Raw genomic sequence first — 25858 nt, forward strand, 5'->3', positions numbered from 1 at the left:
AGGATATAAAACTTTCACGAGCACATCGCTACCATCGATTTTTTAGAAATAGCAAAAATACATGAGCGCCGCCACCCAAGAATGCAAAATTTGGCCGGCCATATTAGAGACAATAAGCCCCTTAATACTGCCTAAATTTAAAATTGGGATGTGAGGGTGTTCGTTTTAGCGCGAAAATTCAAAATCATGGTGGTCAAATTTGAAATGCGAGAGGGCTAGGGGGCTTTTCGTGCGCAGAATTCACGTAGCGAACGCTAATTCAGAATTGGAGATTTCTGCGATTTCTGTGAACTGCATCACATTATGTGGAGGGGCGTGACGTTTTTGCGCTCACGCCCGACGCCATGTCGGCCTGTCAAATCGAGGCTAATGCAGCATCGAGCGCTATGGCTAAGCTGGCTGCCAGAAGCGGCAACTGAAGTTATTCAGCGTCCCACTATAGGGATCTGGTTTAGCATCAAGGGCTTCAGGGATGTCGTGTCCAGTTCCACCCTGGCGGAAGAAATCCCTAACAGCGCACAATGCCTGTCCCTTCAAGTATTCCCATTGGCGGTACAGTTCATCTTGGTGATCACGTGCTGCCTTGGCTTTGCTGGGCTTACGTTTAGAAAGGGGCTGTGAGTAATCCGGTAGCGGTGAATAGGCGTAGATAAACGTGATCTGTCCCCTCGCCCAATCTGATGCTGGGGAAGACCGCCAACTATAATCAATGCTGACGGTTAACCGATTACTGAGATGAAAGGGCGATCTCATTTGGTCATCAATTCGAAACAGCTGCCCTTCTTCCTGTTCTGTTTCAACGCGATCTTTCATTGCAGCTACAGCATGGGCCAGGTCTCGACCGGCGTGTAACAGATCGGCCTTGGTTTGCTCGCGTTTTGCAAAAGCCTTGGCTTTGTTGTGTGCGGCCATAGCACGCTCGAACGCCCCTAGTTCGGAACCCACATGCTCCCCGCACTCCCTGAGGCCAAACTCATAGAGTGGAGAAATGCGCTCTTCCATCACACATCTGTCAATTGCCGAGTCAAGAGCCCGCATGTCCACAGCGCTGATCGCTCTCTGCTGATCTTGCGGCAAGTTTATGTAGGTCATAGCTAGTACTTTCCTTATCTACTATCTTGCCCCTTTCCCCGGCCAACCTGAACAAGGCAACGCTTGGGTCAACGCCAATGAAGGGGATGGATCAAATCCCGCAATCGATACGGTCAGTGTCTCTGAGCACAAATCGTCGAATAGGCGCATCGATTGCAGTGCTTGCCTCGGCTCGCTTTACGCTCACCAGCACGCAATGCCGCGATCGCCTTAAACACACTGGTACTGCTCGCTCTTGCAGACGGAACTGCGTCTTCAGAAAGGCCCGTGACGAGCGAATGAATAGACATTCGGTTGCAGCGTCTGCCTCCCAGGTTCTCCAGGATGGGTCGAACATTTCGCGCTACGGTACTCAGGCCTACCCCCGTGCGCAGCCAGATCACATCACCACTCGCATCACGAAGCATCCAGGGCATGGTTATGGCCTGGCCATTCACGCTGGCAGTCGTTTCGGGAACGTAAGACGCGCTGCCCGGCTGCCATGCAGCACCTCGATTGAAGGCGATCCAGGCATGCTCAATCAGCATTTTGTCCTCCTCCAATGTCGGCAACGGCTTCTCGCCCCACGCTTGCAGGAAGGCATCATCGGTCTTCATTCCATCGCGGTAGACGTACTCAAGCCCTGCCAGCACTGCTCGACGAGCCCGAATTGAGACATCCAACTCCTGCTCGATCGGAAGGCCCAATTCGTGGGCATAGTGATATTGCAGGGAGCAGGTCATGAATCCATCAAGGACGGCGTAGGTCATCGCCACGGGTGGTGTCATGGATACGCGCGAGACAGGCGCCGCTACTGGAACAGAGGCTCGCGCGACACTGGCAGGGATGGCTGAAGGATCACACAAGGGGTCGGGAATCGTCGCTGCGTCAGTGCCGCCGTAGACCTTCAACCGATCTTTCGCCCTGGACAGGCCAACGTACAACAGATTGTTCCGCTCGATTGCCTCACCTTGGAGCCGCAGGGCTTGCGTGCTGTGCAACGCTTCAGGGGGCAGCAGCAACGCCTGGCGCTCATCAAAACGTGGCGGTGCCTCTGCGCCAAACTTGCTCTTTTCCACGTTGGCCATGTGCACGACGTCGAACTCAAGCCCTTTGCTGCCATGGACGGTCATGAGCCTCACAGCGTCGATCGCAGCCGCCTCGGGTGGAAGCGCGCGCTCCGCCGAGCGTTGCCCGATGTAGCGCCGAAAATCTTCTCTGACCAAAAACTTCGATAACGTCGCCTGGCTACCTACGCCATCGCTGTTGCGAACCCCGTAGAGGAATTGCCACAACGCCAGGCGATTGATCTGCGCCGCAGCAGACTGGTCAGCCAGCGACTCCAACCCAAAGCCTTTTTCAAACAGGAGGTCACAGACAAACACCCAAGGGCGAGAGCTTCGCGTTGCACCTTCCAACAAATCACTCAATTCCTGGACAACCTGCTGCCCTTGCGCCGAGAGGCCTGCAGTGGGACGGCTCAGCCAACGACCACGCTGGTGGTTGAAACCGATCTTAGACTGGTTCGTCAGCGCCTCGATGTCTGCCGCCGGCATCCTCAAGTTTGCACGCCCGAACAAGCCGAGGAGCGCTCCAGGCGAACGCTGCGTCAGCAGTTGCATCAGGCACATGAATTCTTTGACTTCAGCCCTCTGATTCAACTCACCCAGGTGCAACACAGGAATGCCAGCCGCCTCGATGTCTTGAGCAAGCTTGTCTACTTGGGCATTCGTTGAGCTGATGATGCCCTGACTGCCGTACGAGTGCCCCGCCGCTCGACACTGAGTAATCTCGCCGACGATGACACTGCTCTGAGCATCCCTTTGGGTGTGGAATAAAGCTGGCATGACCCCGCTCACGGAGCGAGAAGGTGATACAGGATCCAGAGGCACGAATGGCTGCAACACATGGTAGGTTCCAGCCCGCTCAACCAGACGAAGAATCTCTGGAGAGCTGCGCCGGTTGATGTCCAAGCTGTACCGCCTGATAGAGGCGGCCTGTCCTCTAGCAACGTACGCCTCGTCAAACTTGAGCAAACTTTGGATCGACGCACCACGCCAGTGATGAATAGCCTGACGAATATCACCGACCACCCACAGGTAACGTTGCGGCGATCCGATCTTTTTGACGAACTCGATCATCACATGATTGACGTCCTGGTACTCATCTACCAAGACGTGATCGTACTGTTCTAGGAAGGCAGCCAGGGACGCACGATCATCACGAGCCTGTACAGTGGGTCGAACCAGAAGGTCTGCATAGTCCACCCACCCTTCCCGCCGTAGTACGGCTTCGTAGGCCCTGTAGAGGGTCACTATGTCGTTCCGCTCTCGCTCGACATCGGGCTGAACCGCCGGCAATGCTCGAACGATCGCAGCGTATTCGTCCGGGGTGACCAATTCTTCTTTGAGACGATGGATGATCCTCAACACATCAGGCAACCAGTCATACGGGTTGCTCAACCTGAAGAAATATTCGAGCTGCAGGGTGGGCAATTCTTCGACCATCATTCTGACTTGCTGCAGCGCGTCAGCAATCTTGATCTGAGGTGTCAGACCGAAGAGAAGGTGGTGCTTTCGCAGGAGCTCAAGCCCAAACGAATGGAAGGTGCCAGCCCATACCTGTGAAGCATTCGGAACATTGGCTGCGGTCAGTCGCTCGACAAGCTCCTGGGCGGCACGGTTGGTAAAGGTCATCACCAAAATTCTATTGGCGGGAACCCCAATGGCGATCAAATGGGCCACTCGGTGTACCAACGTCGTGGTCTTACCGGTTCCTGGGCCCGCAACCACATTGACGAACTTCTCCGGAGCCTCAGCCGCAAGACGCTGGGCATCGCTTGGGGGATGTGCAGGCGCCGGAGGAACTGGAGGGACATCTGGGAGCAGCAGCGCATCAGCCAGTTGCTGCCTTACGACTTCTAGCGGCAGCAGAAAATGCGACGCTATCAATCGAGAACGCCATCTAGCTGACCACAATGCCCTGGCCGTCGTCCTAGGTAGCAACAGTTCTCGCGCAAAAACGTTTGCTTGGAGCTCGTTGCGCTCCCATGCACCATACCCTTCCACCACCGCACTTCCGGGACTAGTGCTGCTGGGGGTGCTAGCAGCGGTGGTTGTATCAGCTTCATCGTCGGGGTCTGCGATGAAAGACACGGTAGAGGTACCTGGAGCAGGTTGGGGTGAGTCGAGATACCAATGGCCCAGTTCGTGAGCCAACAGATAAGCCTTCGCCTCCTGTCGAACGTCATCACGAATCAGGATCGTGCGCATCGACCGCTGCAGGAGCGCATCTGCCCCGCCCAATGCATAGTCATCGGGTGACACCCACTCGATCGCAATGCCTAACGTCGCTTCAGCAACGTCAATCAGTTGCTGGCTGGTCGGATACTGTTCACCGCACGCAGCGATGAGTTTCGCCCGTGCATTGATAGCCTGAATTCGTGCACGGTCGAAAGGATTCATATCAGTCCCCTAAGCCCAACAGTTGCGCCTCTTCGTCATGAGGTAAGTGGAGCGCTTTCACCGCCTCCTCCCAAGAAACAGGCTCTGTTAGCACTCTTGGTTGGCCGTTGGGCGCCTTAAAGGAAGGTGCCGCTAGCTGACGGAAATTCAGACTCACCGCTTCATTCATCGCTTCTGGCGAAACCTGGAAGTACTCGGCGACATCTCTCATCAAGACTCCCGGTGCACGAACTATCCCAACCAGCACCTCGTTGACCAATCTTCGCTTGCCGGGAAGGCCCAGGTGATTGGCCAGCTCATTGGCTTTAGGGCCTACAAAGCCTGCAATCGCGGCTTGAGCACGTACCACTTCAGCTGGATCAGCGATTACTCGGGCAGCGGTAGTAGCGACTGCTTGGGCAGTGGTAGAGACTGCCTGGGCTTGTGGGCAATGAGAAAGCTCCTCAGCCAATAGCCCACCGACGATTTGAGAAGCAGACCGTCCGTATTCTTTCGCGGTCAACTTGAGCTCCAGACTGAGCTTGCGATCAAGTCGGGCCATCCATTGTTCGGACTGGCCATCATAGCTCGCCACCTTCTGCTCATAGCCGTCGAGCACCTTTCTCCCGCTATGCTCTTCGATCGCATCCTCAAAACGCTCGTGGCCACGCTCGACCATCTCTCGAACGAGCACAGAGAATTTCTTACCCTGCTCCTCCGCAACGGCCTTAAGCACTTCATGCATCGCTACCGGCACATACACGCCTACCGTCTGCAATGTGCCCTTGGTGCTAGACACGGATGCAGATCGCGGCGCCTGCGATGCACGAGGCAAAGCGGGTTCGTAATGACTGCGCATAGACACCTCCTGTGGCGACGCTTGGGTTTGTAGACCTTCGGGAATCACGGGCCCGGGTTCGTCCTGCCCTGGCTCACCCTGCTGCTGTTGCTTCTGGCGCTGTTTCGGTTGTTTCGGCTGTTTCGGTGCATCGTGAAGCGATGATGTTGTTGAGCGATCCATGGTCGGCGGAACCACCATGTTGGCAGTCAGGTCGGCCATGACCTGCTTGGCCAGAAGATCTGGGGTCGCCGCCTGCACCTCCAGGATCTGTCCCTCCGGCATCGCAACCGTACACCGACAAACGCCCCCTACCACCTGAAAATCCGCCGTCGCAGACACCCATCCCAGGTAATCCGACCACGCCCTAAGCGGAGCGCTGAGGGCTGGAGACGGCAAATTGACATTACGTTTCATGGTAGACTCTGGGCATCTGGACGGAAGCAGTGGCGCGCTAAAAGGCGCCTGTATATCATCTTTATATCACTTGCGATGATAGGGACACAATTGATCGACGCTCATTTTTCCAAGGCTATCCGAGGTTCAGTGAGCCAATGGATGCACGATAACTCGCTCGAATCCTGCCTCGCAGCGCTCGACAACCCAGTGGATCTTGGCGCCTACCTGCTACCCCAGGTCATCGCTGCTCTCACCGCTGTGGGCGTCGATCTGTACGACGTCCAGCGCAGTGCTTGGACGAATCCGTTGATTCATCTGCGCGCTGTTTTTGACATTCACGATCTGCCAGATACGCCAACTGCGTTCATCCCCGTGCCTGACGTTGCCAGCACCGTCGCTGCCAGGGCCAGTGCAGTGGTCTGCCTCGCCGCGCTCAATTCGGACACCATTTCATATGGCTCCGAGAATGACGGCCACCTGTTCGTGAACTTGGTGGTGCTTCCGGGCGACGGTGACTTCGCTGACAAATCAAAGAGCAATATGCGCGGCCACACCGACGGCGTGTCGTTCCCGGTTCGCGGACAGCCGCATGAGTTTGACCAGCGCGTAGCACCCTCCCCTGACTTCGTTTGCCTGAGCGGTCTTCGTAATCCCAACAGCACTGCCACCACGGTCATGCCACTCTCTGCAGTCCTGCAGAAGCTGACGGACGAGGAGATCGAAGAGCTCACGAAGCCTCAGTACATCCTCCGCCCCCAAAAAACTTTCAAGGTTGGGCTGCGCAAGCTCTTGGGCAAGGACAGTCCTCTGCTGGAGGTAATGGTGGACATCCAGCTGCTGTTCGAAACCCAGGATGGACACTGGATTCGCTACAGCCACAGTGCGGCAGATACCGATTTTGACTCTGAGCTTGCGAGCCAAGCGATCAAGAGTTTCGAGCAGGCCTGTCAGGAATGCTCCGCGTCGGTGGTCATCGCACCTGGCGATATCCTGCTCGTGAACAATCGCGTTGGACTGCATGGGCGCGGCGTAGTGGGTGGCGAGGCAGGTGGCGACTCACGGTGGCTGCTGCGTACCTACGGCCTGGATACCCTGGAGTTGCGGGCTGAACAGCGCTATCCCGACAGTACCTTCAAGCTCTACCCGTGATTTGGGCGGGATGCTGTATGTGGCATCCCGCACTACTTCCTAGCGCTGTACGAAATGTGTTCGAGCGAAGGCCAGACAAGGCGAAAACAGGCGACGAAGCGGAGTTTACTGGAGTAAATGAGCATCCGAGCGCGTGTTCAACGCAGCATGGGCGAGCTCGGATGCATTTCGTACAGAGCCTAGCGCTGGACGGTTTTTTCACTTAGCAAGATCAGTTCATGCCGACCGACTGACCATACGAGTTTCGTTCGTCGTTGTACGCGGTACAAAGCACGTGGATCACGCTTTGAGTATCTTCTTCAGTCCAATCTGGAGTCGGCTGCCATTTGGAGTCGTAGAGACCCATCAAGGCATCCTCTTGCCCCCAAAACGTGGAGAATATAACCGCACCGCTCGGGAATGGGATGAACTCATCCACAAGTAGCCCATGTTTGGACATATGACCATCGAATGTCGGAGCACCTTCAAAGTCGGGCACTTTGGAGATTGGTGTACCTATTTTGGCGAAGCATGCATTCCAAAGCACACCAGAAATGTCTGACTCATAATCATGGTCGAAGTACTGAGGGGCGACGCTATCGTTGCCCTTGGGAATTCGCAATCGATCACAAAGCATAAAAGCGAATGTTGGGCCCTGGGCAAACTGAGAATCTTTGAAGGCAGACCTTGCCTTCTTCATCAGCGTATTAATAACTAGCAAAAAAGAACGCGGATCGTATGAGCCATCATCAAACGGCGGTTTAAATGGAGCGATCTCCCTTTCTGCCATCGCGATTCTATTACCCTTCCGAAGCTGGTCTTCGATTTCGATATTCTGATTCATCGCGTCTTCATGCATCTGATCTGATCGAAGCGAAGCCTCCACCAGATCCAAAGATTTCAACTCAACATAGAACTCCTTTCCATTCGGCAGAGCGCAAACGAAGTCAGGCTTCGAATCTTTTTTCGCCACGATCCGCTTAGTCTTGAAGTGCTTGCTGAGCTTCGAATATACAAGTGCTTCGCCGTAGAACTCAAACATCTGCCTGAACCCTTGGCTATCGGACACATCCTTCACACGACCAAATGACAACTTCAGCTCATGAACAAGAGCCTTTAACTCATCATCCGCATATGATTCTTCTTCCAGCCTTTTCAAATGATCCCACGATATAGAGCTCAAACTGTGATCTGCCGAAAGCCTATGGAGCTGGTGGTGCCAGTAGAGATACTTATCATTTACAGGAAATACGCTCTCATGGGTGCGTTTGTAAGTTTCTTTCAGCTCAGCCGCTTGTTCAGGTTTGAGAGTTGTTTGGGAGGCAATATTTAGAAGATTTTGTAGCGAATTTAGGTCTGGCTTGAGGGATGGCAAATGCTGTTCTATCACTCGCGTTATAGCGTCGAGTCTTTCGTAAGCAAACTCAACCAAGTGGGTAGTGCGCTCTTCTCGCGGGAGAGTGCGCTGGTACATCAGAGCGTTGTGGAGAGCCAGGGACAGAGCTGATGCGCCTTCAGGTTGAGGGTGCTGGGCTTGCTGGGATTGTGAGGGCTGGTGAGCTTCTGGAGGGGTTGGGCTGAGCTTTGTGAAGGCAGGCGTTAGCTCTCGGGGGTTCAGGTTCTGCTCTGGCAGCTGGGCCGGAGGAGTGCTAGATGATTCCATTCGGGGTAGCTCCTTGTAGGGGTTTCTGGACTTAGTACTTAGTACATAGTTTGTGGAGATTGGGTCAAGGCACCGGGAGACATCCTCTGTCGAAAACCTGGGTTAATGAGTGGACTGGTGGTTTTTTGGGCGTTTCGGGGGTAAGGGACTGCGGGGAAGGTCTAGATAGTATGAAAAATTACCGGTTGTAATGGCGCGGCATGCAGGCCTCCGGTGGCCGGCGGATCAAGCGCAGCCTGTACATCGACGCCAGCGGCGTGCGCTTCATCCGCGACGACGAAGAGCTGAGACTCTCCCAGGTACACCTGCTGACCGACTACATGAGCCGCAAAAAGGCCGAACTCAAGGCCTGGAACGAAGCCCAGGGCAATGTCGCCGCGATGTCCGCCAACCGCCGGCGCATGACCAATATCGGCACCTTCCGCGCCTATGCGTTGGCCTATCTGAAAAGCCACCCGGAAATCCAGCCGAACATGACCTGCATGGTGCGGCAGATGCAGACCACGGCCCAGGGCATTCCGCTGGAGATCTACTGCTTCACCCGCACCACTGCGTGGGCCGATTACGAGCGCATCCAGGGCGATATCTTCGATTACCTGCTGGCGGTGCTGCCGGAATTTGGCTTGAGCCTGTACCAGCAGCCGAGCGGCGGTGACTTGCGGGCGGGGATGTTGCCGGCGGTGTTGGGCGCCAGCCATTTGCCGGCGCCCGAAAGCCGCGCGCTTTAAGCCACGGAGCGGCTGGGCGACTTGATGCCCAGCCGACTGATCCACACCGCCCCCAGAATCACCAACCCGCCCAGCAGCAACCTGCCCAGCGGCTCGTGCTGGTTCCAGATCAGCAGGTTGAGCAGCAACCCCACCGGCACATGCAGGTTATTCATCACCGCCAGGGTGCCGCCATTGACCATGCATGCACCCTTGTTCCACCAGTACATGCCCAGTGCCGTGCTGACCAGCCCCAGGAATACCAGCACGCCCCATTGCAACGATGCTTCCGGCAGGTAGTTGGCTTTGCCGAACATCAGGAACGCAGGCAACGCCACCGCCAATGCGCCGAGGTAGAAGTACCCGAAACGCCGGTAATGCGGCAGATCGCTCGGATGACGGGCCACCAGATGCTTATAAAGCACTTGCCCGGCGGCGTAGGTGAAGTTGGCCAGTTGCAGCAGCAAAAAGCCCATGAAGAAGTTCGGGGTGATCTGGTCAAAGCGAATCACCGCAGCACCCGCTACCGCGACCAGTGCGGCCACCAGCGCCCACGGGTTGAAGCGGCGATTCAGCGCGTCTTCGATCAAGGTCACGTGCAACGGCGTCAGGATGGTGAACAGCAGCACCTCCGGCACCGTCAGCACGCGGAAGCTCAGGTACAGGCACACGTAGGTCACGCCAAACTGCAGCGCGCCGATCAGCAGCATGCCGCGCATGAACGCCGGCTCCACCGAACGCCAGCGGGTCAGCGGGATAAACACCAGCCCGGCCAGCACCACGCGCACCAGCACCGCGAAGTAACTGTCGACGTGACCGGCCAGGTATTCGCCGATCAAGCTGAAAGAAAACGCCTGGATCAGCGTCACAACAAGTAGATAGCCCATGCTCGCCTCATTTTGAATGGGCGCGACATTAGCGGTTTTCGGCCTTTTACGAAACTCAAGGCAAAAAAAACCCGACCTCGCTAAAAGCGTCAGTCGGGCAGGAGCACTCAGGAGCAAAAAGTGCAAAGGGAGGTTCGATACGCGTACTTGAAGGGTTGCGTGGAGCTATCTAAACAGCGGGCGATTATCTGACGATTAACATCTCACGCCACTTGTGCCAGCAGTGCCTTGGCCTGGTTCACGCCCTTTTCCTGGAAATCACCGCCCAGGTTCACCCCTTCGGCGTGAATGAACGTGACGTCATGGATGCCGATAAAGCCCATGACCTGACGCAAGTACGGTTCCTGGTGGTCGGTGCTGCCACCGGCATGGATACCACCGCGAGCGGTCAGCACAAAGGCGCGCTTGTCAGTCAGCAGGCCCTGTGGACCGGTGGCGGTGTACTTGAAGGTCACGCCGGCACGCAGCACATGGTCGAGCCAGGCTTTGAGGGTGCTGGGAATCGCGAAGTTGTACATCGGCGCGGCCATTACCAATACATCGGCGGCCAGCAGTTCGTCGGTCAGTTCGTTGGAGCGGTCCAAAGAGGCCTGTTCGATGGCGGTGCGCTGCTCGGCAGGTTTCATCCAGCCACCCAACAGGTTGGCGTCCAGGTGCGGCACCGGGTTGACGGCCAGGTCACGCACGGTGATCTGATCCGCCGGGTGGGCGACTTTCCATTGGCTGATGAATTGTTGGGTCAGTTGGCGGGAGATTGAGTCCTGCTGACGGGCGCTGCTTTCGATGATCAGAACACGGGCCATGATTATGTAAGCTCCATCGGTGAATGCTGTAAGGCGATGGAGTGAAGGTTAATCAGGGCTCGTTCGATTAAAAAGCGTAAAAAACTGCTATAACCCATCTAGAAATTTGTTTATAAGCGGAGTATCGCTGTACGCAATCTCCGCTTTTGCCTTATTTCGGTGCGCACGTCAGCTGGATACGCATCTTGATAATGGCACGGCTGAAATTGACCGTGGTGTTGGTGGTTTTCCCCGCAGCCACCGTGAGCTTGCGAGTACGCGGGGCTTCCGGGCCGTTGGTAAAGCGTACCTTGCACTCAGCATCATTGGAGCCGTAGTTGGTGAGTTGGATCGAACTGATATTGCTGTCGACGTCCGACGCGCTGTAATCGATCTTCACGCCCTGAATGTCTTTCGTAACGTCGGTAGTAAATGCAAACGCGCTCAATGGCAGCAGCGCCAGCAGCACACAACAGAATTTTCTCATTCGGCAGTCTCCAATAAGGACCGCCAGCTTAGGACAAGAGGAGCTCATCTTGAAAGCGCCCCGCGTTACCCTCGATCAATGGCGCACTTTGCAAGCCGTGGTCGACCATGGCGGCTTCGCCCAGGCCGCCGAAGCCCTGCACCGTTCGCAATCCTCGGTGAGCTATACCGTGGCTCGCATGCAAGACCAGCTCGGCGTGCCGCTGCTGCGCATCGACGGGCGCAAGGCGGTGCTCACCGAAGCCGGCGAAGTGCTGCTGCGCCGCTCCCGGCAACTGGTGAAAAACGCCAGCCAACTGGAAGACCTCGCCCACCATATGGAACAGGGTTGGGAAGCCGAGGTGCGGCTGGTGGTCGATGCCGCTTACCCCAACGCCCGCCTGGTGCGCGCCCTCACCGCTTTCATGCCGCAAAGTCGCGGTTGCCGGGTGCGCCTGCGGGAAGAGGTGCTGTCCGGTGTCGAAGAGCTGCTGATCGATGGCATGGCCGACCTTGCCATCAGCAGCTTTATCATTCCGGGTTACCTGGGAACGGAAATGAGCGACGTCGAATTTGTCGCCGTGGCCCATCCCGATCATCCGTTGCATCGCCTGCACCGTGAACTGAGCTTCCAGGACCTGGAAAGCCATATGCAAGTGGTGATCCGCGACTCCGGCCGCCAACAGCCACGGGACGTCGGCTGGCTCGGTGCCGAACAGCGCTGGACCGTCGGCAGCCTGCCCACCGCCGCCACCTTCGTCAGCAGCGGCCTGGGCTTTGCCTGGTTGCCCCGGCATCTAATTGAACGCGAACTCAAGGAAGGCTTGCTCAAGCTGCTGCCCCTGGAACGGGGTGGCAGCCGCAACCCGACGTTCTATCTTTACTCGAACAAGGACAAACCCCTGGGCCCGGCCACGCAGATTCTTGTCGAGTTGTTGCGCACCTTCGACACTGCTCCGCTGGACGCACCTTTCGCCGCACCGCAACAAGCCTGAACAAGGAGTTCACATGGCCTATTTCGAACATGAAGGTTGCACCCTGCATTACGAGGAATATGGCCATGGCACGCCGCTGATCCTGATCCACGGCCTGGGCTCGAGCTGCCTGGACTGGGAGCTGCAAGTGCCGGTGCTGTCAAAACACTATTGGTTGATCGTGGTGGATGTACGCGGTCACGGCCGCTCCGACAAACCCCGGGAACGCTACAGCATCTCGGGCTTCACCGCCGACCTGGTGGCCTTGATCGAACACCTGCAACTGCCGCCGGCCCATGTGGTCGGCCTGTCCATGGGCGGCATGATTGCGTTCCAATTGGCGGTGGACGAACCACAGAGGCTCAAGAGCCTATGCATCGTCAACAGCGCGCCCCAGGTCAAGGTTCACAGCGCCAGTGACTATTGGCAGTGGGCCAGGCGCTGGAGCCTGGCGCGCATCCTCAGCCTGAACACCATCGGCAAAGCCCTGGGCAGCATGCTGTTCCCCAAGCCCGAACAGGCCGAACTGCGCCGCAAGATGACCGAACGCTGGGCAAAAAACGACAAACGTGCTTACCTCGCCAGCTTCGATGCAATTGTTGGCTGGGGCGTACAGGAACAACTTTCGAGAATTTCCTGTCCAACCCTGGTCATCAGCGCCGACCACGACTACACCCCCGTGGCGCAGAAAGAAATCTATGTAAAACTGCTGCCCGATGCGCGACTGGTGGTGATCGAGGATTCCCGCCATGCCACGCCGCTGGACCAACCCGAACACTTCAATAACACCCTGCTCGATTTTCTCAAGACAGTCGAAACCACAACCCAGGATCACTGACCCATGCTGAAAAAAATCGCCTTCTTTGCCGGTTCCGTACTGTTCGCTGCCAACCTGATGGCGGCCGAGCCTACCAAGGCACCGCACGTATTGATCACTACCACCAATGGCGACATCGAAATCGAACTGGACCCGGTCAAGGCCCCGATCAGCACCAAGAACTTCCTGGCCTATGTCGACAAGGGCTTCTACACCAACACCATTTTTCACCGGGTAATCCCGGGGTTCATGGTGCAGGGCGGCGGTTTCACCTCGCAAATGTCGCAAAAGCCGACCGAAGCACCGATCAAGAACGAAGCCAGCAACGGCCTGCATAACGTGCGCGGTACCTTGTCGATGGCCCGTACCAACGACCCGAACTCCGCCACCAGCCAATTCTTCATCAACGTTGCGGACAATGCCTTCCTCGACCCGGGCCGCGATGCCGGTTACGCCGTGTTCGCCAAAGTGGTCAAGGGCATGGACGTGGTCGACATCATCGTCAACTCGCAAACCACCACCAAACAGGGCATGCAGAACGTGCCAATCGATCCTGTCCTGATCAAGTCGGCCAAGCGCATCGACTGAAGGCTACAGGGAGTTTCGCGCGGTGCCCAAAAGGCACCGTGCGCATTTGAACAGGAGAGCCCGCCGCGCGGGCGTCAGACCTAATGCTCTATCGTCGTTTTGAACAACTGATCGACATCTTCCGCGACGCTCCCAGCGCCGCTCCTCCCGATAAAGTCCTGCCCTTCTATATCTATTACCTGCGCCAGGTATGGCCATGCTTTGCCGCCTTGCTGGTGGTGGGCCTGATCGGCGCGCTGATCGAAGTGGCGCTGTTCAGCTACCTGAGCCGCATCATTGACCTGGCCCAGGGCACGCCACCCACCAACTTCTTCCAGATCCACGCCACCGAGCTGATCTGGATGGCCGTGGTCGCCCTGCTGCTGCGCCCGATCTTCGGCGCCCTGCATGACCTGCTGGTGCACCAGACCATCAGCCCCGGCATGACCAGCCTGATCCGCTGGCAGAACCATAGCTATGTGCTCAAGCAGAGCCTGAATTTCTTCCAGAACGACTTCGCCGGGCGTATTGCCCAGCGCATCATGCAAACCGGCAACTCCCTGCGCGACTCTGCAGTGGCCGCCGTGGATGCGATCTGGCACGTGGCGATCTACGCCATCAGCGCCCTGGTGCTGTTCGCCGAAGCCGACTGGCGCCTGATGATCCCGCTGATTACCTGGATCGTCGCCTACAGCCTGGCCCTGCGTTACTTCGTGCCGCGGGTCAAGGAACGCTCGGTGATTTCCTCCGAGGCACGCTCCAAACTGATGGGGCGGATTGTCGACGGCTACACCAACATCACCACCTTGAAGCTGTTCGCTCACACGAATTTCGAGCAGAACTACGCCAAGGAAGCCATCGTCGAGCAGACCGAGAAAACCCAGATGGCCAGCCGTGTGGTGACCAGCATGGACATTGTGATCACCACCATGAACGGTCTGCTGATCGTCACCACCACCGGCCTTGCCCTGTGGCTGTGGACCCAGTCGCTGATTTCGGTGGGCGCCATCGCGCTGGCCACCGGCCTGGTGATTCGTATCGTCAACATGTCCGGCTGGATCATGTGGGTGGTCAACGGCATTTTCGAAAACATCGGCATGGTGCAGGACGGCCTGAAAACCATCGCCCAGCCGCTGGCGGTAACCGACCGGGAGAACGCCCCGCGCCTGGAAGTGCCCCATGGCGAAGTGCGGTTTGATCAGGTGGATTTTCACTATGGCAAGAAGAGCGGAATCATCAGCGGCCTGAACCTGGACATCAAGCCAGGTGAAAAAATCGGCCTGATCGGGCCGTCCGGTGCGGGTAAATCCACCCTGGTCAACCTGCTGCTGCGCCTGTACGACCTGCAAGGCGGACGCATCCTGATCGACGGCCAGAACATCGCCGAAGTCGCCCAGGAAACCCTGCGCGAACAGATCGGCATGATCACCCAGGACACCTCGCTGCTGCACCGTTCAATCCGCGACAACCTGCTGTATGGCAAGCCGGACGCCACCGATGAAGAACTCTGGGCTGCCGTGCACAAGGCCCGGGCCGACGAATTCATTCCGCTGCTGTCGGACGCCGAGGGCCGCACCGGCCTGGATGCTCACGTCGGCGAGCGCGGGGTCAAACTCTCCGGCGGGCAACGCCAGCGCATCGCCATTGCGCGGGTACTGCTCAAGGACGCGCCGATCCTGATCATGGACGAAGCCACCTCGGCGCTGGATTCGGAAGTCGAAGCGGCGATCCAGGAAAGCCTGGAAACCCTGATGCAGGGCAAGACGGTAATCGCCATCGCCCACCGCCTTTCCACCATTGCCAGAATGGACAGGCTGGTAGTGCTGGAAAAAGGCCAGATTGCCGAGAGCGGCAGCCATGCCGAACTGCTCGCACACGGCGGTTTGTATGCGCGATTGTGGCAACACCAGACCGGCGGGTTCGTCGGAATAGACTGATTCCGTTGGTTAACGACTACCTCAATTCCGAACAATTCTGACAGTTTTCTCTATCCCGCTGGTCTCGCGACACAATCCTGCTGTACTCCAATCAGGCCCCAGGAGGGCCCTGATTTAAGGCAGCAGGGACGCATTACAGACCCGTTAATCAGATAGAGAAATCTACTAAGGATGTGTTCATGTCACTGTTCAAACGTTCCGTTACGGAAGGACTGGGTACGTTTTGGCTGGTGTTGGGCGGCTGCGGGAGTGCGGTGTTGGCCGCAGCGTTCCCCAACGTCGGGATCGGTCTGCTCGGTGTGGCCCTGGCGTTCGGGCTCACGGTGCTGACCATGGCATTTGCCATCGGGCATATCAGCGGCTGTCACCTGAACCCGGCAGTCTCGGTGGGGCTGGTAGTGGGCGGAAGATTTCCGGCCAGGGAGTTACCGGCGTACATCGTGTCCCAGGTGATCGGCGGCACCATCGCCGCCGCGCTGTTGTACTTCATCGCCAGCGGCAAGCCCGGGTTCGAACTGGCCTCGGGGCTCGCCAGCAACGGCTATGGCGAGCATTCGCCCGGTGGTTATTCGATGGCAGCGGGGTTTGTCTGTGAGCTGGTGATGACAGCGATGTTTGTGCTGATCATCCTCGGCGCCACCGACCGCCGTGCCCCGGCAGGCCTGGCGCCGATCGCCATCGGCCTGGCGCTGACGCTGATCCACCTGATCTCGATCCCCGTCACCAACACCTCGGTCAACCCGGCCCGCAGTACCGGCCCGGCGCTGATTGTCGGCGGATGGGCGCTGCAGCAGTTGTGGATGTTCTGGCTGGCGCCGATCCTGGGTGCAGTGGTCGGCGGTTTCACCTATCGATGGCTGGGCAAGGAAGAAACAGCCTGAGCCAACCGGGTTCAGCCCTGCCGGTAAGGCAGGGCTGTTCTCGCCTCTTCGGCATACGCCAGAATCCCCACGCTTTCGCGCTCCAGGAAATCCGCCACCGCCGCCTTCAATCCCGGATGCCGCAGGTAGTGCCAGGAATGGGTGATCACCGGCTCAAACCCGCGAATCAACTTGTGCTCGCCCTGGGCGCCGGCGTCGAAACGCTGCAAGCCATGGGCAATCGCATAGTCCATGCCTTGATAAAAACACGTCTCGAAATGCAGCCGGTCAAACTCCGCCAGGCAGCCCCAATAACGGCCATAAAAGCTGTCGCCGCCGATCAGGCTGAAGGCCATGGCCACCGGCCGTGAACCTTGCTTGGCCAGCACCACGCGAATGGCCTCGGGCATGCGTTCGGCCAGCAGGCTGAAAAACGCCCGGGTCAGGTAGGGCGATTGTCGGCGCACGGCGTAGGTATTGGCGTAACAGGCATAGACAAAATCCCACTGCGCCTCGCTCAACTCATGGCCTTGCAACCACTCGAACTCGATGCCCTGCCCCGCCACCTGTTCGCGCTCCTTGCGCATCTGTTTGCGCTTGCGTGAACTCAGGGCGTCGAGGAAGTCCTGAAAGTCACGGTAACCGCGGTTCTGCCAATGAAACTGGCAACCCAGGCGCTGCAGCCAACCCGGCTGCTCAGCCAGTGCCGTGTCTGCCAAGGCATCGGTAAAGTTGATATGCGCGCTGGAAAGGCCTTCGATCTCCAGGTAACCGGGCAGGCTTTTAAGCAATTCGAAACCGTCCTGGGCGCTGGCCGCCAACAGGCGCGGACCGCTGACCGGACTGAAGGGCACGGCCGTCAGCAACTTCGGGTAGTAGTCGATGCCCGCACGCTCGCAGGCGTCGGCCCAACCGTGGTCGAACACATATTCACCGTAGGAATGCCATTTGCGATAGCTGGGCAACGCGGCAATCAACCGGCCACCTTCGTAATGCAGCAAATGCTCGGGCTGCCAGCCGGAATGCGGGCCAATACTGGCACTGTCTTCCAGGGCACTGAGAAACGCATGGCGCAGAAACGGCTGATCGACGGGGACCAAAGCGTTCCATTCATCGGGCGCAATCTCGGACAGGTTATTCAAACGTTGTAACGGCATCCCATTCCCCGACGGTCACAGCTTTGTGTAGGAGCGAGCTTGCTCGCGATGGTCGTTAACGAAAACGCGACCATTCTGACAGAACACGGTGGTCTCTGGTTCTTCGCGAGCAAGCTTGCTCCTACAAGGCTCGACGCAAAAAAAAGCCCCGCCAAACGGCAGGGCAAAACCAAATGAGGAGCGCTTTAACGGATGAAGAAAGAGCGCGTTGGAGCGGTGTTACAGGTTGCTTAGAACACGTATTGCACGCGGGCTACGATGGCGTCGCCGCTGTCGTCGCCATTGGCGTTCTGGATCTTGTCAGTGCTGACCTTGAGGTAGTTGGCAGAGATCTTCACCGCTTCGTTGGCGTACCAGTTGACGCCGATGGTGTTCAGGCTGGCCTTGGCGTCGCCCACTTCACGGGTCGCGCTGTTACGCACCACGTTTTTGTCATCAACGCTGATGTTGTCGTAGCGGTAGAACACTTCCCACGCACCGAACTGCTTGTTCTGCGGCTTGATGGTGTCGAACTTGGCGCCGTCGAGTTTGTAGACCCGGGACTCGCCGGTCAGGGTGTAGGCCACCTGACCGTAGAAACCTGTGGCCTTCACGTCCTGATAAGCGCTGCTGTCGGCCTTCATCTTGCGATTCAGGTATTCGGCCTGCACAGACAGCGGGCCACGGGCGAAGGCAAATTCACCACCGAACACCGTGTCGGTGTCGTAGGCATCGTTCGCGGTCAGGTTGCCGGAGTCCAGCCCCACGCCGCCGCCGAAGGTCGCACGGTTGCCGTTGGCGCCGGCATCGTTGCCGCCGTTGGTGGCAACGCCGCGAGCGTCCAGGCGAGGACGGATTCGTGAGTCGAACGAGGTGTCCTTCAGGTCACGCACCGCTACGTCCACACCCAGGTGCAAGACGTTGCCGCTGTCGTGCATCGGCGCAAACACGGCACGGGCGTTGAACTGCTTCACACCTTTGCCGTTCTTGTCGTTGATGTCCTTGGACGACACGCCGGAGGACAGGTAGGCCATGTCGGCCACCACGGCACTGACTTGCAGGCCCATGCCGTTTTCATGGGAGTTGACCCAGTCGGCGACTTCATAACCCAGGTTACGCTCGATGGCGGTCACCCACTTGGAGCTGGTGGCTTTTTCCAGGCCAAAGTCCTGGTCGAAACGACCCGCGCGAATCACCACCGGCTTGAAGCCTACGTACGAGAAGGACGCTTCGTCGAAGTAGCCATCGTCGGCGTTACCGGAGTTGTGGGAGAAATCGTAGTTGATCTGGTATTTCCAATCCTTGTACACCGTGCCGCCCAATTCGAGGTAGGCGCGACGGAAGTACGTCGCGTCGGCCGAGTTGCCGTTCTTGGTGTAAAAGCCATCAAAGGTGCCGTAATCAGCCTGCAAGCGACCACCCAGCTTGAAGCTGAAATTCTGGTCGGTAGTTGCAACCTCAAGGCCGCCCTTGGTTTTGACAACGATATCGGCACCGTCAGTAGTGACAGTACCGGCGAAAGCCTGGGCGGTGACAGCCAGGGCCAGGACGCTGGCCGCGAAACCGGCGAAGTGCTTACGGATCATCGAAGAATCCCCCTAATTGATGGTCTTGTGCATTGGCAAAACACGCGGTTTAGAGCCGCTCGTGTTGGGGGGCGATCTTGGCGAGGGGATATTTCAGGTGGGTTGCTGAAACATAAAGATTTTGTTACTCGGGAACTTTTTAATAGCCAATCGAAATAAGCCAAAGGCCCCATACATCAAGGCTTAAGAGCGATAAAATGGTGAAAATGCCAGATGTTGCAAAATGTAAAAACACCCGAGAAAAATGAAATATTTTTCATATTGATTATTTTTTGAGCAAAAAAAAGCCCGCATCTTTTACCGATGCGGGCTTCGTTTCAGTGTGAAAAGTGACGGGTATTACTGGTCGCGGGAACGCTCGGCGGCCAGGCGTTCGGCCAACGCATCAATATCGGCGATTGGCGGCTCGGGCAGGATCTTCAGCGTCGCCTGCATCAAGCGCATCTGCCGGATAAAGCGCCGGCAGTTGGGGCAGAACATCAGGTGATGGCGCACCAGCAGACGTTCGCGAAGGGTCAGTTGCCCATCGAGAAAGTCACTGGAGCGCGCCACTTGTTCCTTACAGGTCAACATTCGCCGGTTTCCTCAAAATGCTCCACCGTGGCGAAGACTTTAAGCCGTGCTCGATGCAGCAGCACACGAACATTGGAGAGCGATAGTGTCAGAAGATTACAAATCTCTTCCAATTCCAGGCCCTGACGCTCCCGCAGCAGCAACACACTGCCTTGCAGCTCGGAAAGACTGGCCAGGGTGTGCTCCAGGCATTCGCGCAGTTCGTCTTCGGTAAGCAGCGCTTCGGGTGTGTCCTGGTGCCAGGCAAACGGCGCGACGGCCCAGTGACCGTCATCCGGCACAAAGCGATCATCGCCGATGGTGCCGTGGGGTGACGGCAGGTCATCGAGCAGCACTTCCCGGCGATTTTGCTTGTAGCGGCCCTTGGCCGAGTTGGCCGTGATGGTCAGCAGCCAGGTCTTGAGGCTGGAGCGCCCCTCGAACTTCGCCAGGTTGCGCACTACCGAGAGCCAGGCGTCCTGCACCACCTCATCGGCATGGCGCTGGCCGACGATGGCATAGGCCACGGCGCGCATGGCGCTCTGGTAGGTGGTGACCATTTCCTTGTAGGCCCGCTGCTCGCCCTTGAGCAATCGTTCAAGCAGGTGCGCGTCGTCCGCTGCTGCCATTCAAGACCTCGATTTCAAAACATGATCAGCGTTTGCGCAGAATCACGCTACCAATCGAATACCCAGCGCCAAACGAGCTGAGCACGGCCACAGCCCCCTTGGGCAAGTCGTCCTGATAGGTGTGAAACGCAATCACCGAACCGGCCGAGCTGGTGTTGGCGTAAGTATCGAGGATCACCGGCGCTTCTTCCACCGATGCCTCGCGGCCCAGCAGTTTCTTGACGATCAGGTGGTTCATGCTGAGATTGGCCTGATGCAGCCAGAAACGCTTCACATCGCCCACATTCAGCTGGTTTTCCGTCAGGTGCTTGCCGATCAACTCGGCGACCATCGGGCAGACATCACGGAAGACTTTGCGGCCTTCTTGCACGAACAGCTTGTCTGGAGCACCGATGCCCTCTTCCGCCGCGCGGTTGAGGAAACCGAAGTTATTGCGGATGTTGTTGGAGAACTTGGTCAGCAGCTTGGTGCTCACTACGTCGAATTGATGCTTCGATGTAGCAAGGTCCGCGCGCTCCAGAATCACCGCAGTGGCCGCGTCACCGAAGATGAAGTGGCTGTCACGGTCACGGAAGTTCAGGTGACCGGTGCAGATCTCCGGGTTGACCATCAGGATCGCCCGGGCCTGGCCGAGCTGGATGCTGTTGGCGGCGTTCTGGATGCCGAAGGTCGCCGACGAGCACGCCACGTTCATGTCAAAGCCGAAACCCTGGATGCCCAGCGCTTCCTGGACTTCGATGGCAATCGCCGGGTACGCCCGCTGCAGGTTGGAACAGGCGACGATCACGCCATCGATGTCGGCGGCGGTCTTGCCGGCACGCTGCAAGGCTTGCTCGGCAGCACCCACGGCCATCTGGCAGAGGATCGACCACTCGTCGTTGGAACGCTCGGGCAGGCGCGGCGCCATGCGCTGCGGGTCGAGAATGCCGGCCTTGTCCATGACAAAGCGGCTCTTGATGCCCGAGGCCTTTTCGATGAAGGCGGCGCTGGATTCGGTCAGGGCCTGAACCTCACCGCGTTCGATGGCGGCGGCGTTATCCAGGTTGAACTGTTGCACGTAAGCATTGAAAGACTGCACCAGCTCTTCGTTGGAGATGCTGTTGGCCGGGGTGTACAGGCCTGTGCCGCTGATGACGACGTTATGCACGGTCGTTCCTCTAAATCTGTTCAGGCAGAAGGGTATTGGTACCGTCGTACCAAACCGTAAGTAGTTTTATGCCGCCCAGCGGCCTTCAAACTGGAAACGCTTTATTCCATCGCGCCACGGCTGCACCAGCCCAACTCGACGATCCCGGCATTTATAACCGCGAAGTTTGCCACAACATCGAGAACTTGGCGCCCTGTCCCGGACAAACACCTTTACCCCTGTGGCGAGCGACTGTGGCTTGCTCGCTCACCACAGTCGCTCGCCACAGTTGCTTGCCGCACGTCGGTCATGCTTCGACCAGGCTCCATTGTTTACTCAAACGCTTGTCGGAAATCGGCACCTTGGTACCCAACTGCTGGGCAAACAACGACACCCGATATTCCTCCAACCACCAGCGATAGAGCTCCAACTGAGGGTCGCGCTTGCCTTCCTGGGCGTGTTTGTTCAGGCGGTTCTGATACTGGCTCCACAGGCCGCCCAGTTCGGTACTCCAGACCCGATCCTTCTGCACCTGGCTCGGCAATTTCTCCAGGCGCAGTTCGATGGCCTTGAGGAAACGCGGCAGCTCCTTGAACCACTGAGCCGGGGTTTCCCGCACGAAACCGGGATACACCAGGTTGCTCAGTTGTTGCTTGATATCGTTCAGGGCCACGGCCTGGGCCAGGTCAATCTTGCCTTTGAAGCGTTTTTGCAGGCCATGCCACAGCTTCAGGATTTCGAGGGTCAAGCGTGCCTGGCGCTCGGCATGCTCGGTCCAGCTGCCGCGCTTGCGCTCGGCCAGGGCGGCCAGGCCTGCGCCGTCTCGCGGCAGGCTGGCCTCGCCTTCCAGCACGCAGCTGTCGAGGCTGGCCAGCAGAATGTCTTCCACCAGGGCTTCGATACGCCCCAGCTCGCGGTACATCAGCCCCAACTCGGTAAGGCCGGGCAACTTGCCCCGCAGGAATTTTGCCGGTTCGGCCAATTGCTGCAACAGCAAGCGCTGCAATGCCCGACGGTGCTGGAACTCGGCCTCGGCGGCGGTGGAGAAACGCCCTTCCTTGACCGTGCCACTTTCTTCTACCAATGCCGGATAAACCGTCATCGACAGCCCGGCGATGTTTTGCTGGGTTTTCTCGGCCACCGCCGCGAACACCTTGGCCTCCACCGGCTGCTGGCTTTTCGCAGTCTGCGGCACGGCCAACGCCGCCTGGCTGGCTTCGGCAAAACGCGCGGTCAGCTCGGCCAGGTCGCGGCCTTCGCCGAGGAACTTGCCCTGGCCGTCGACCACTTCCAGGTTCATCTTCAGGTGGTTTTCCACCTGCTGCGCGGCCTCGGCCCAGGCTTCATCGCTGACCCGTGCCCCGGTCATGCGCAACAGCTCGCGCCCCAAGGCCTGGGGCAACGAACCTTGGCCGAACTCGATACGCTGCAACGCTGCCTTGACGAAATCCGGCACCGGCACGAAGTTCTTGCGCAACGCCTTGGGCAAGTTGCGCACCAGGGCAATGCACTTGGCCTCGATCACACCCGGCACCAGCCACTCCAGGCGCTCGGGAGGCAACGCCGGCAACAGAGGCGCCGGCACGCGCAAGGTCACGCCGTCCCGCGGGTGATTGGGCTCGAAGTGATAACTCAAGGCCAGGGCCAGGTCGCCCAGGTGCAAGGTGTCGGGGTAATGGGCGGCGGTGACTTCACTGGCCTCGCGGGCCAGCACATCCTCCTCGCGCATGATCAACAGTTGCGGGTCTTTCTGGCTGTTGACCTTGTACCAGCTGTCGAAGGTCGCGGTCTGGTGAATCTCCGCCGGCAAGCGCGCATCGTAGAACGCGTACAGGGTTTCTTCGTCCGCCAGGATGTCGCGCCGGCGGGCCTTGGCTTCCAGCTCGTCGAGCTGCTCCAGCAGTTGCTGGTTGGCCGTCAGGCAGCGGGCCCGGGACTGAATCTCGCCGCGCACCAGGCCTTCGCGGATAAACAGTTCCCGGGACGTCACCGGATCAATCGGCCCGTAGTGCACCGGCCGGCGACCGACGATGATCAACCCGAACAGGGTGATCTGCTCAAACGCCACCACCTGGCCGCGCTTCTTCTCCCAATGGGGTTCGAAGTGGTTTTTCTTGATCAGGTGCCCGGCCAACGGCTCGATCCAGTCGGCATCGATCTTGGCCACCATCCGCGCATACAGCTTGGTGGTCTCCACCAGTTCGGCGGTCATCAGCCATTGCGGGCGCTTCTTGCCGATGCCCGACGAAGGGTGAATCCAGAAACGCCGCTGACGCGCGCCGAGGTAATCGCCCTCTTCGGTCTTCTGGCCAATCTGGCTGAGCAGGCCGGACAGCACGGCTTTGTGCAGTTTCGGGAAGTCTGCTGGCTCTTTGTTGACGGTCAGCTGCATGTCGCGGCAGATCAGGCTCAACTGGCGGTGGGAATCACGCCATTCCCGCAGGCGCAGGTAATTCAGGAAATTCTTGCGGCACCAGTTACGCAGCGGGCTGGCGGTCAGCTCCTGGCGCTGTTCTTCAAAGCCGCGCCACAGATTCACCAGCCCGGCGAAATCGGAGTCGGCATCTTTCCACTGTGCGTGAGCCTGGTCGGCGGCCTGCTGGCGCTCCGGCGGGCGCTCGCGCGGATCCTGGATCGACATCGCACTGGCGACGATCAGCACTTCCTGCAAGCTGCCAAGCTTGGCGGCTTCCAGCAACATGCGGCCCATGCGCGGGTCCACCGGCAAGCGCGCCAGCTGGCGGCCCATCGGCGTCAGTTGGCTGTTGCGGTCGACGGCCGACAATTCTTGCAGCAGGTTGAAACCGTCGCTGATGGCCTTGCCATCCGGCGGCTCGATAAACGGGAAGTCGGTGATCTCGCCCAGACGCAGGTGCAACATCTGCAGGATCACCGCCGCGAGGTTGGTACGCAGAATCTCGGGGTCGGTAAATTCCGGGCGCCCGATAAAGTCTTCTTCGCTGTACAGGCGCACGCAGATGCCCGGCTCAACCCGCCCGCACCGGCCTTTACGCTGGTTGGCGCTGGCCTGGGAAATCGCCTCGATCGGCAAACGCTGGACCTTGGCCCGGTAGCTGTAGCGGCTGATGCGCGCGGTGCCGCTGTCGATCACATAGCGAATGCCCGGCACGGTCAGCGAGGTTTCCGCGACGTTGGTCGCCAGCACCACGCGGCGGCCCGGGTGGGACTGGAAGATCCGCTGCTGCTCGGCCGGCGACAGGCGCGCATACAGCGGCAGGATTTCGGTGTGCTTGAGCTGGGCCTTGCGCAGCATGTCGGCGGCGTCGCGAATCTCGCGCTCGCCGGGCAGGAACACCAGCACATCGCCAGGGCTCTTGCGCTCGCTGCGTTCAAAGGCGGCGATCTCATCGAGGGTGGCGAGAATCGCCTGGTCGACGGTCAGGTCGTCCTCGACGCGGTTGCCCTCCTCGTCCTGCTCCAGAGTCAACGGGCGGTACCAGGTTTCCACCGGGAAGGTGCGGCCCGACACCTCGACAATCGGCGCATCGTCGAAGTGCTTGGAAAAGCGCTCCAGGTCGATGGTGGCCGAGGTGATGATGACCTTGAGGTCCGGGCGCCGTGGCAGCAGGGTTTTCAGGTAACCCAGCAGGAAGTCGATGTTCAGGCTGCGTTCATGGGCCTCGTCGACGATGATCGTGTCGTAGCGTTCGAGGTAGCGGTCATTCTGGGTTTCGGCCAGCAGGATACCGTCGGTCATCAGCTTGATCAGGGTGTTGGAGTCACTCTGATCCTCAAACCGCACCTGATAACCCACCAGCGACCCCAGCGGCGTCGCCAACTCTTCGGCAACCCGGCTGGCCACGCTGCGCGCCGCAATCCGTCGTGGCTGGGTGTGGCCGATCAGGCCGTATTGGCCGCGGCCGATTTCCAGGCAGATTTTCGGCAACTGCGTGGTTTTACCCGAACCGGTCTCACCGGCAATGATCAGCACTTGATGCTTGAGCAGCGCCTCTTTGATCTCGTCGCGCTTGGCGGCGATCGGCAGGCTGTCGTCGTAACGAATCACCGGCAGGCTGGCACGCCGCGCCGTCACCTGGGCACAGGAGGCCTGCATCCGCGTCACCCACTGCGCAAGTTTTTCCTCATCGGGTTTCTTGCGCAGCTCAAGCAGCTGCCGCCGCAAGCGGTGGCGGTCGGCGAGCATGGCGTGATCGAGGTTTTTCAGCAGTTGGTCGATAGCGGGCGCTTGGTCAGTCATCAGATACGCAAAGGTCTTCTTAGTGAGGCAGGTGGGCCTGCGGTGACGTGATCGGCAAAATTCAGGGCCGCG

General features: G+C 58.5%; 19 protein-coding genes and 1 pseudogene. 7 read left to right on the forward strand and 13 right to left on the reverse strand.

Annotation, left to right across the window (positions count from 1 at the left end; translation table 11 throughout):
- Nucleotides 1-390: 390 nt before the first annotated feature.
- The 3 genes from M2400_RS21770 to M2400_RS21780 form a co-directional block, all read right to left on the reverse strand.
- Nucleotides 391-1092 carry a hypothetical protein gene (locus M2400_RS21770; protein WP_259198003.1) on the reverse strand — a complete coding sequence of 234 codons (702 nt, stop codon included), beginning with the start codon at nucleotides 1090-1092 and terminating at the stop codon, nucleotides 391-393.
- Between the two features lie 113 nt (nucleotides 1093-1205).
- Nucleotides 1206-4535: a UvrD-helicase domain-containing protein gene (locus M2400_RS21775; RefSeq protein WP_259198005.1), complete on the reverse strand. Its 3330-nt coding sequence runs from the start codon at nucleotides 4533-4535 to the stop codon at nucleotides 1206-1208.
- Between the two features lies 1 nt (nucleotide 4536).
- Nucleotides 4537-5769 carry a hypothetical protein gene (locus M2400_RS21780; protein ID WP_259198007.1) on the reverse strand — a complete coding sequence of 411 codons (1233 nt, stop codon included), beginning with the start codon at nucleotides 5767-5769 and terminating at the stop codon, nucleotides 4537-4539.
- A gap of 141 nt (nucleotides 5770-5910) precedes the next feature.
- On the opposite strand from M2400_RS21780, the gene M2400_RS21785 reads away from it, so the two are divergent.
- A complete protein-coding gene (locus tag M2400_RS21785) occupies nucleotides 5911-6900 on the forward strand; it encodes a TauD/TfdA family dioxygenase (protein WP_259198008.1) in 990 nt (329 codons plus the stop codon).
- 211 nt (nucleotides 6901-7111) lie between these two features.
- Here M2400_RS21785 and M2400_RS21790 read toward each other — a convergent pair whose 3' ends face one another.
- A complete protein-coding gene (locus M2400_RS21790; protein ID WP_259198009.1) occupies nucleotides 7112-8542 on the reverse strand; it encodes a hypothetical protein in 1431 nt (476 codons plus the stop codon).
- A 191-nt stretch (nucleotides 8543-8733) separates the two neighbouring features.
- Between M2400_RS21790 and M2400_RS21795 the strand changes: the two are divergent.
- A pseudogene (locus M2400_RS21795) lies at nucleotides 8734-9270 on the forward strand (mechanosensitive ion channel family protein); the annotation flags it as partial.
- On the opposite strand, the gene M2400_RS21800 reads toward M2400_RS21795, so the two are convergent.
- The 3 genes from M2400_RS21800 to M2400_RS21810 all read right to left on the reverse strand — a co-directional run bounded on the left by M2400_RS21800 (nucleotide 9267) and on the right by M2400_RS21810 (nucleotide 11405).
- On the reverse strand, nucleotides 9267-10136 hold the full coding sequence (locus M2400_RS21800) for a carboxylate/amino acid/amine transporter (protein WP_259198011.1): 870 nt from the start codon (nucleotides 10134-10136) through the stop codon (nucleotides 9267-9269). The pseudogene M2400_RS21795 and the gene M2400_RS21800 overlap by 4 nt on opposite strands.
- 203 nt (nucleotides 10137-10339) lie before the next feature.
- Entirely contained in the window at nucleotides 10340-10939 is a 600-nt protein-coding gene (locus M2400_RS21805) for an FMN-dependent NADH-azoreductase (RefSeq protein WP_177113844.1), read from the reverse strand.
- Between the two features lie 151 nt (nucleotides 10940-11090).
- Nucleotides 11091-11405 (reverse strand): 3-phosphoglycerate kinase, encoded by a 315-nt coding sequence (locus M2400_RS21810; protein WP_259198013.1) that lies wholly within the window; start codon nucleotides 11403-11405, stop codon nucleotides 11091-11093.
- A 49-nt stretch (nucleotides 11406-11454) separates the two neighbouring features.
- On the opposite strand from M2400_RS21810, the gene M2400_RS21815 reads away from it, so the two are divergent.
- The 5 genes from M2400_RS21815 (at nucleotide 11455) to aqpZ (ending at nucleotide 16559) form a co-directional block, all read left to right on the forward strand.
- Entirely contained in the window at nucleotides 11455-12378 is a 924-nt protein-coding gene (locus M2400_RS21815; RefSeq protein WP_010176499.1) for a LysR family transcriptional regulator, read from the forward strand.
- A gap of 13 nt (nucleotides 12379-12391) precedes the next feature.
- A complete protein-coding gene (locus tag M2400_RS21820; RefSeq protein ID WP_259198018.1) occupies nucleotides 12392-13195 on the forward strand; it encodes an alpha/beta fold hydrolase in 804 nt (267 codons plus the stop codon).
- 3 nt (nucleotides 13196-13198) lie between these two features.
- The gene (locus M2400_RS21825; RefSeq protein WP_259198020.1) at nucleotides 13199-13762 is read left to right on the forward strand and encodes a peptidylprolyl isomerase; all 564 of its coding nucleotides are present in this window, start codon (nucleotides 13199-13201) and stop codon (nucleotides 13760-13762) included.
- An 83-nt stretch (nucleotides 13763-13845) separates the two neighbouring features.
- A complete protein-coding gene (locus tag M2400_RS21830; protein WP_259198021.1) occupies nucleotides 13846-15678 on the forward strand; it encodes an ABC transporter ATP-binding protein in 1833 nt (610 codons plus the stop codon).
- A 179-nt stretch (nucleotides 15679-15857) separates the two neighbouring features.
- Nucleotides 15858-16559 carry an aquaporin Z gene (gene aqpZ / locus M2400_RS21835; protein WP_177044896.1) on the forward strand — a complete coding sequence of 234 codons (702 nt, stop codon included), beginning with the start codon at nucleotides 15858-15860 and terminating at the stop codon, nucleotides 16557-16559.
- Between the two features lie 11 nt (nucleotides 16560-16570).
- Here aqpZ and M2400_RS21840 read toward each other — a convergent pair whose 3' ends face one another.
- From M2400_RS21840 to hrpA, 6 genes are all read right to left on the reverse strand, one after another.
- Nucleotides 16571-17695: a GNAT family N-acetyltransferase gene (locus tag M2400_RS21840; RefSeq protein WP_177044898.1), complete on the reverse strand. Its 1125-nt coding sequence runs from the start codon at nucleotides 17693-17695 to the stop codon at nucleotides 16571-16573.
- 230 nt (nucleotides 17696-17925) lie between these two features.
- A complete protein-coding gene (locus tag M2400_RS21845) occupies nucleotides 17926-19260 on the reverse strand; it encodes an OprO/OprP family phosphate-selective porin (RefSeq protein ID WP_177121661.1) in 1335 nt (444 codons plus the stop codon).
- 339 nt (nucleotides 19261-19599) lie between these two features.
- Nucleotides 19600-19833 carry an anti-sigma factor gene (locus tag M2400_RS21850; RefSeq protein WP_259198027.1) on the reverse strand — a complete coding sequence of 78 codons (234 nt, stop codon included), beginning with the start codon at nucleotides 19831-19833 and terminating at the stop codon, nucleotides 19600-19602.
- Nucleotides 19827-20441, reverse strand: coding sequence for an RNA polymerase sigma factor (locus tag M2400_RS21855; RefSeq protein ID WP_177079502.1), 615 nt, complete (start codon nucleotides 20439-20441; stop codon nucleotides 19827-19829). Before M2400_RS21855 ends, M2400_RS21850 begins: the two co-directional genes overlap by 7 nt.
- A gap of 25 nt (nucleotides 20442-20466) precedes the next feature.
- Nucleotides 20467-21588, reverse strand: a complete 1122-nt coding sequence (locus tag M2400_RS21860; RefSeq protein WP_177044906.1) for a beta-ketoacyl-ACP synthase III — start codon at nucleotides 21586-21588, stop codon at nucleotides 20467-20469.
- Between the two features lie 286 nt (nucleotides 21589-21874).
- Nucleotides 21875-25786, reverse strand: a complete 3912-nt coding sequence (gene hrpA / locus M2400_RS21865) for an ATP-dependent RNA helicase HrpA (RefSeq protein WP_259198032.1) — start codon at nucleotides 25784-25786, stop codon at nucleotides 21875-21877.
- Between the last annotated feature and the right edge of the window lie 72 nt (nucleotides 25787-25858).

Source organism: Pseudomonas sp. BIGb0558 (genome assembly GCF_024807515.1).
GTDB lineage: Bacteria > Pseudomonadota > Gammaproteobacteria > Pseudomonadales > Pseudomonadaceae > Aquipseudomonas > Aquipseudomonas yamanorum_A.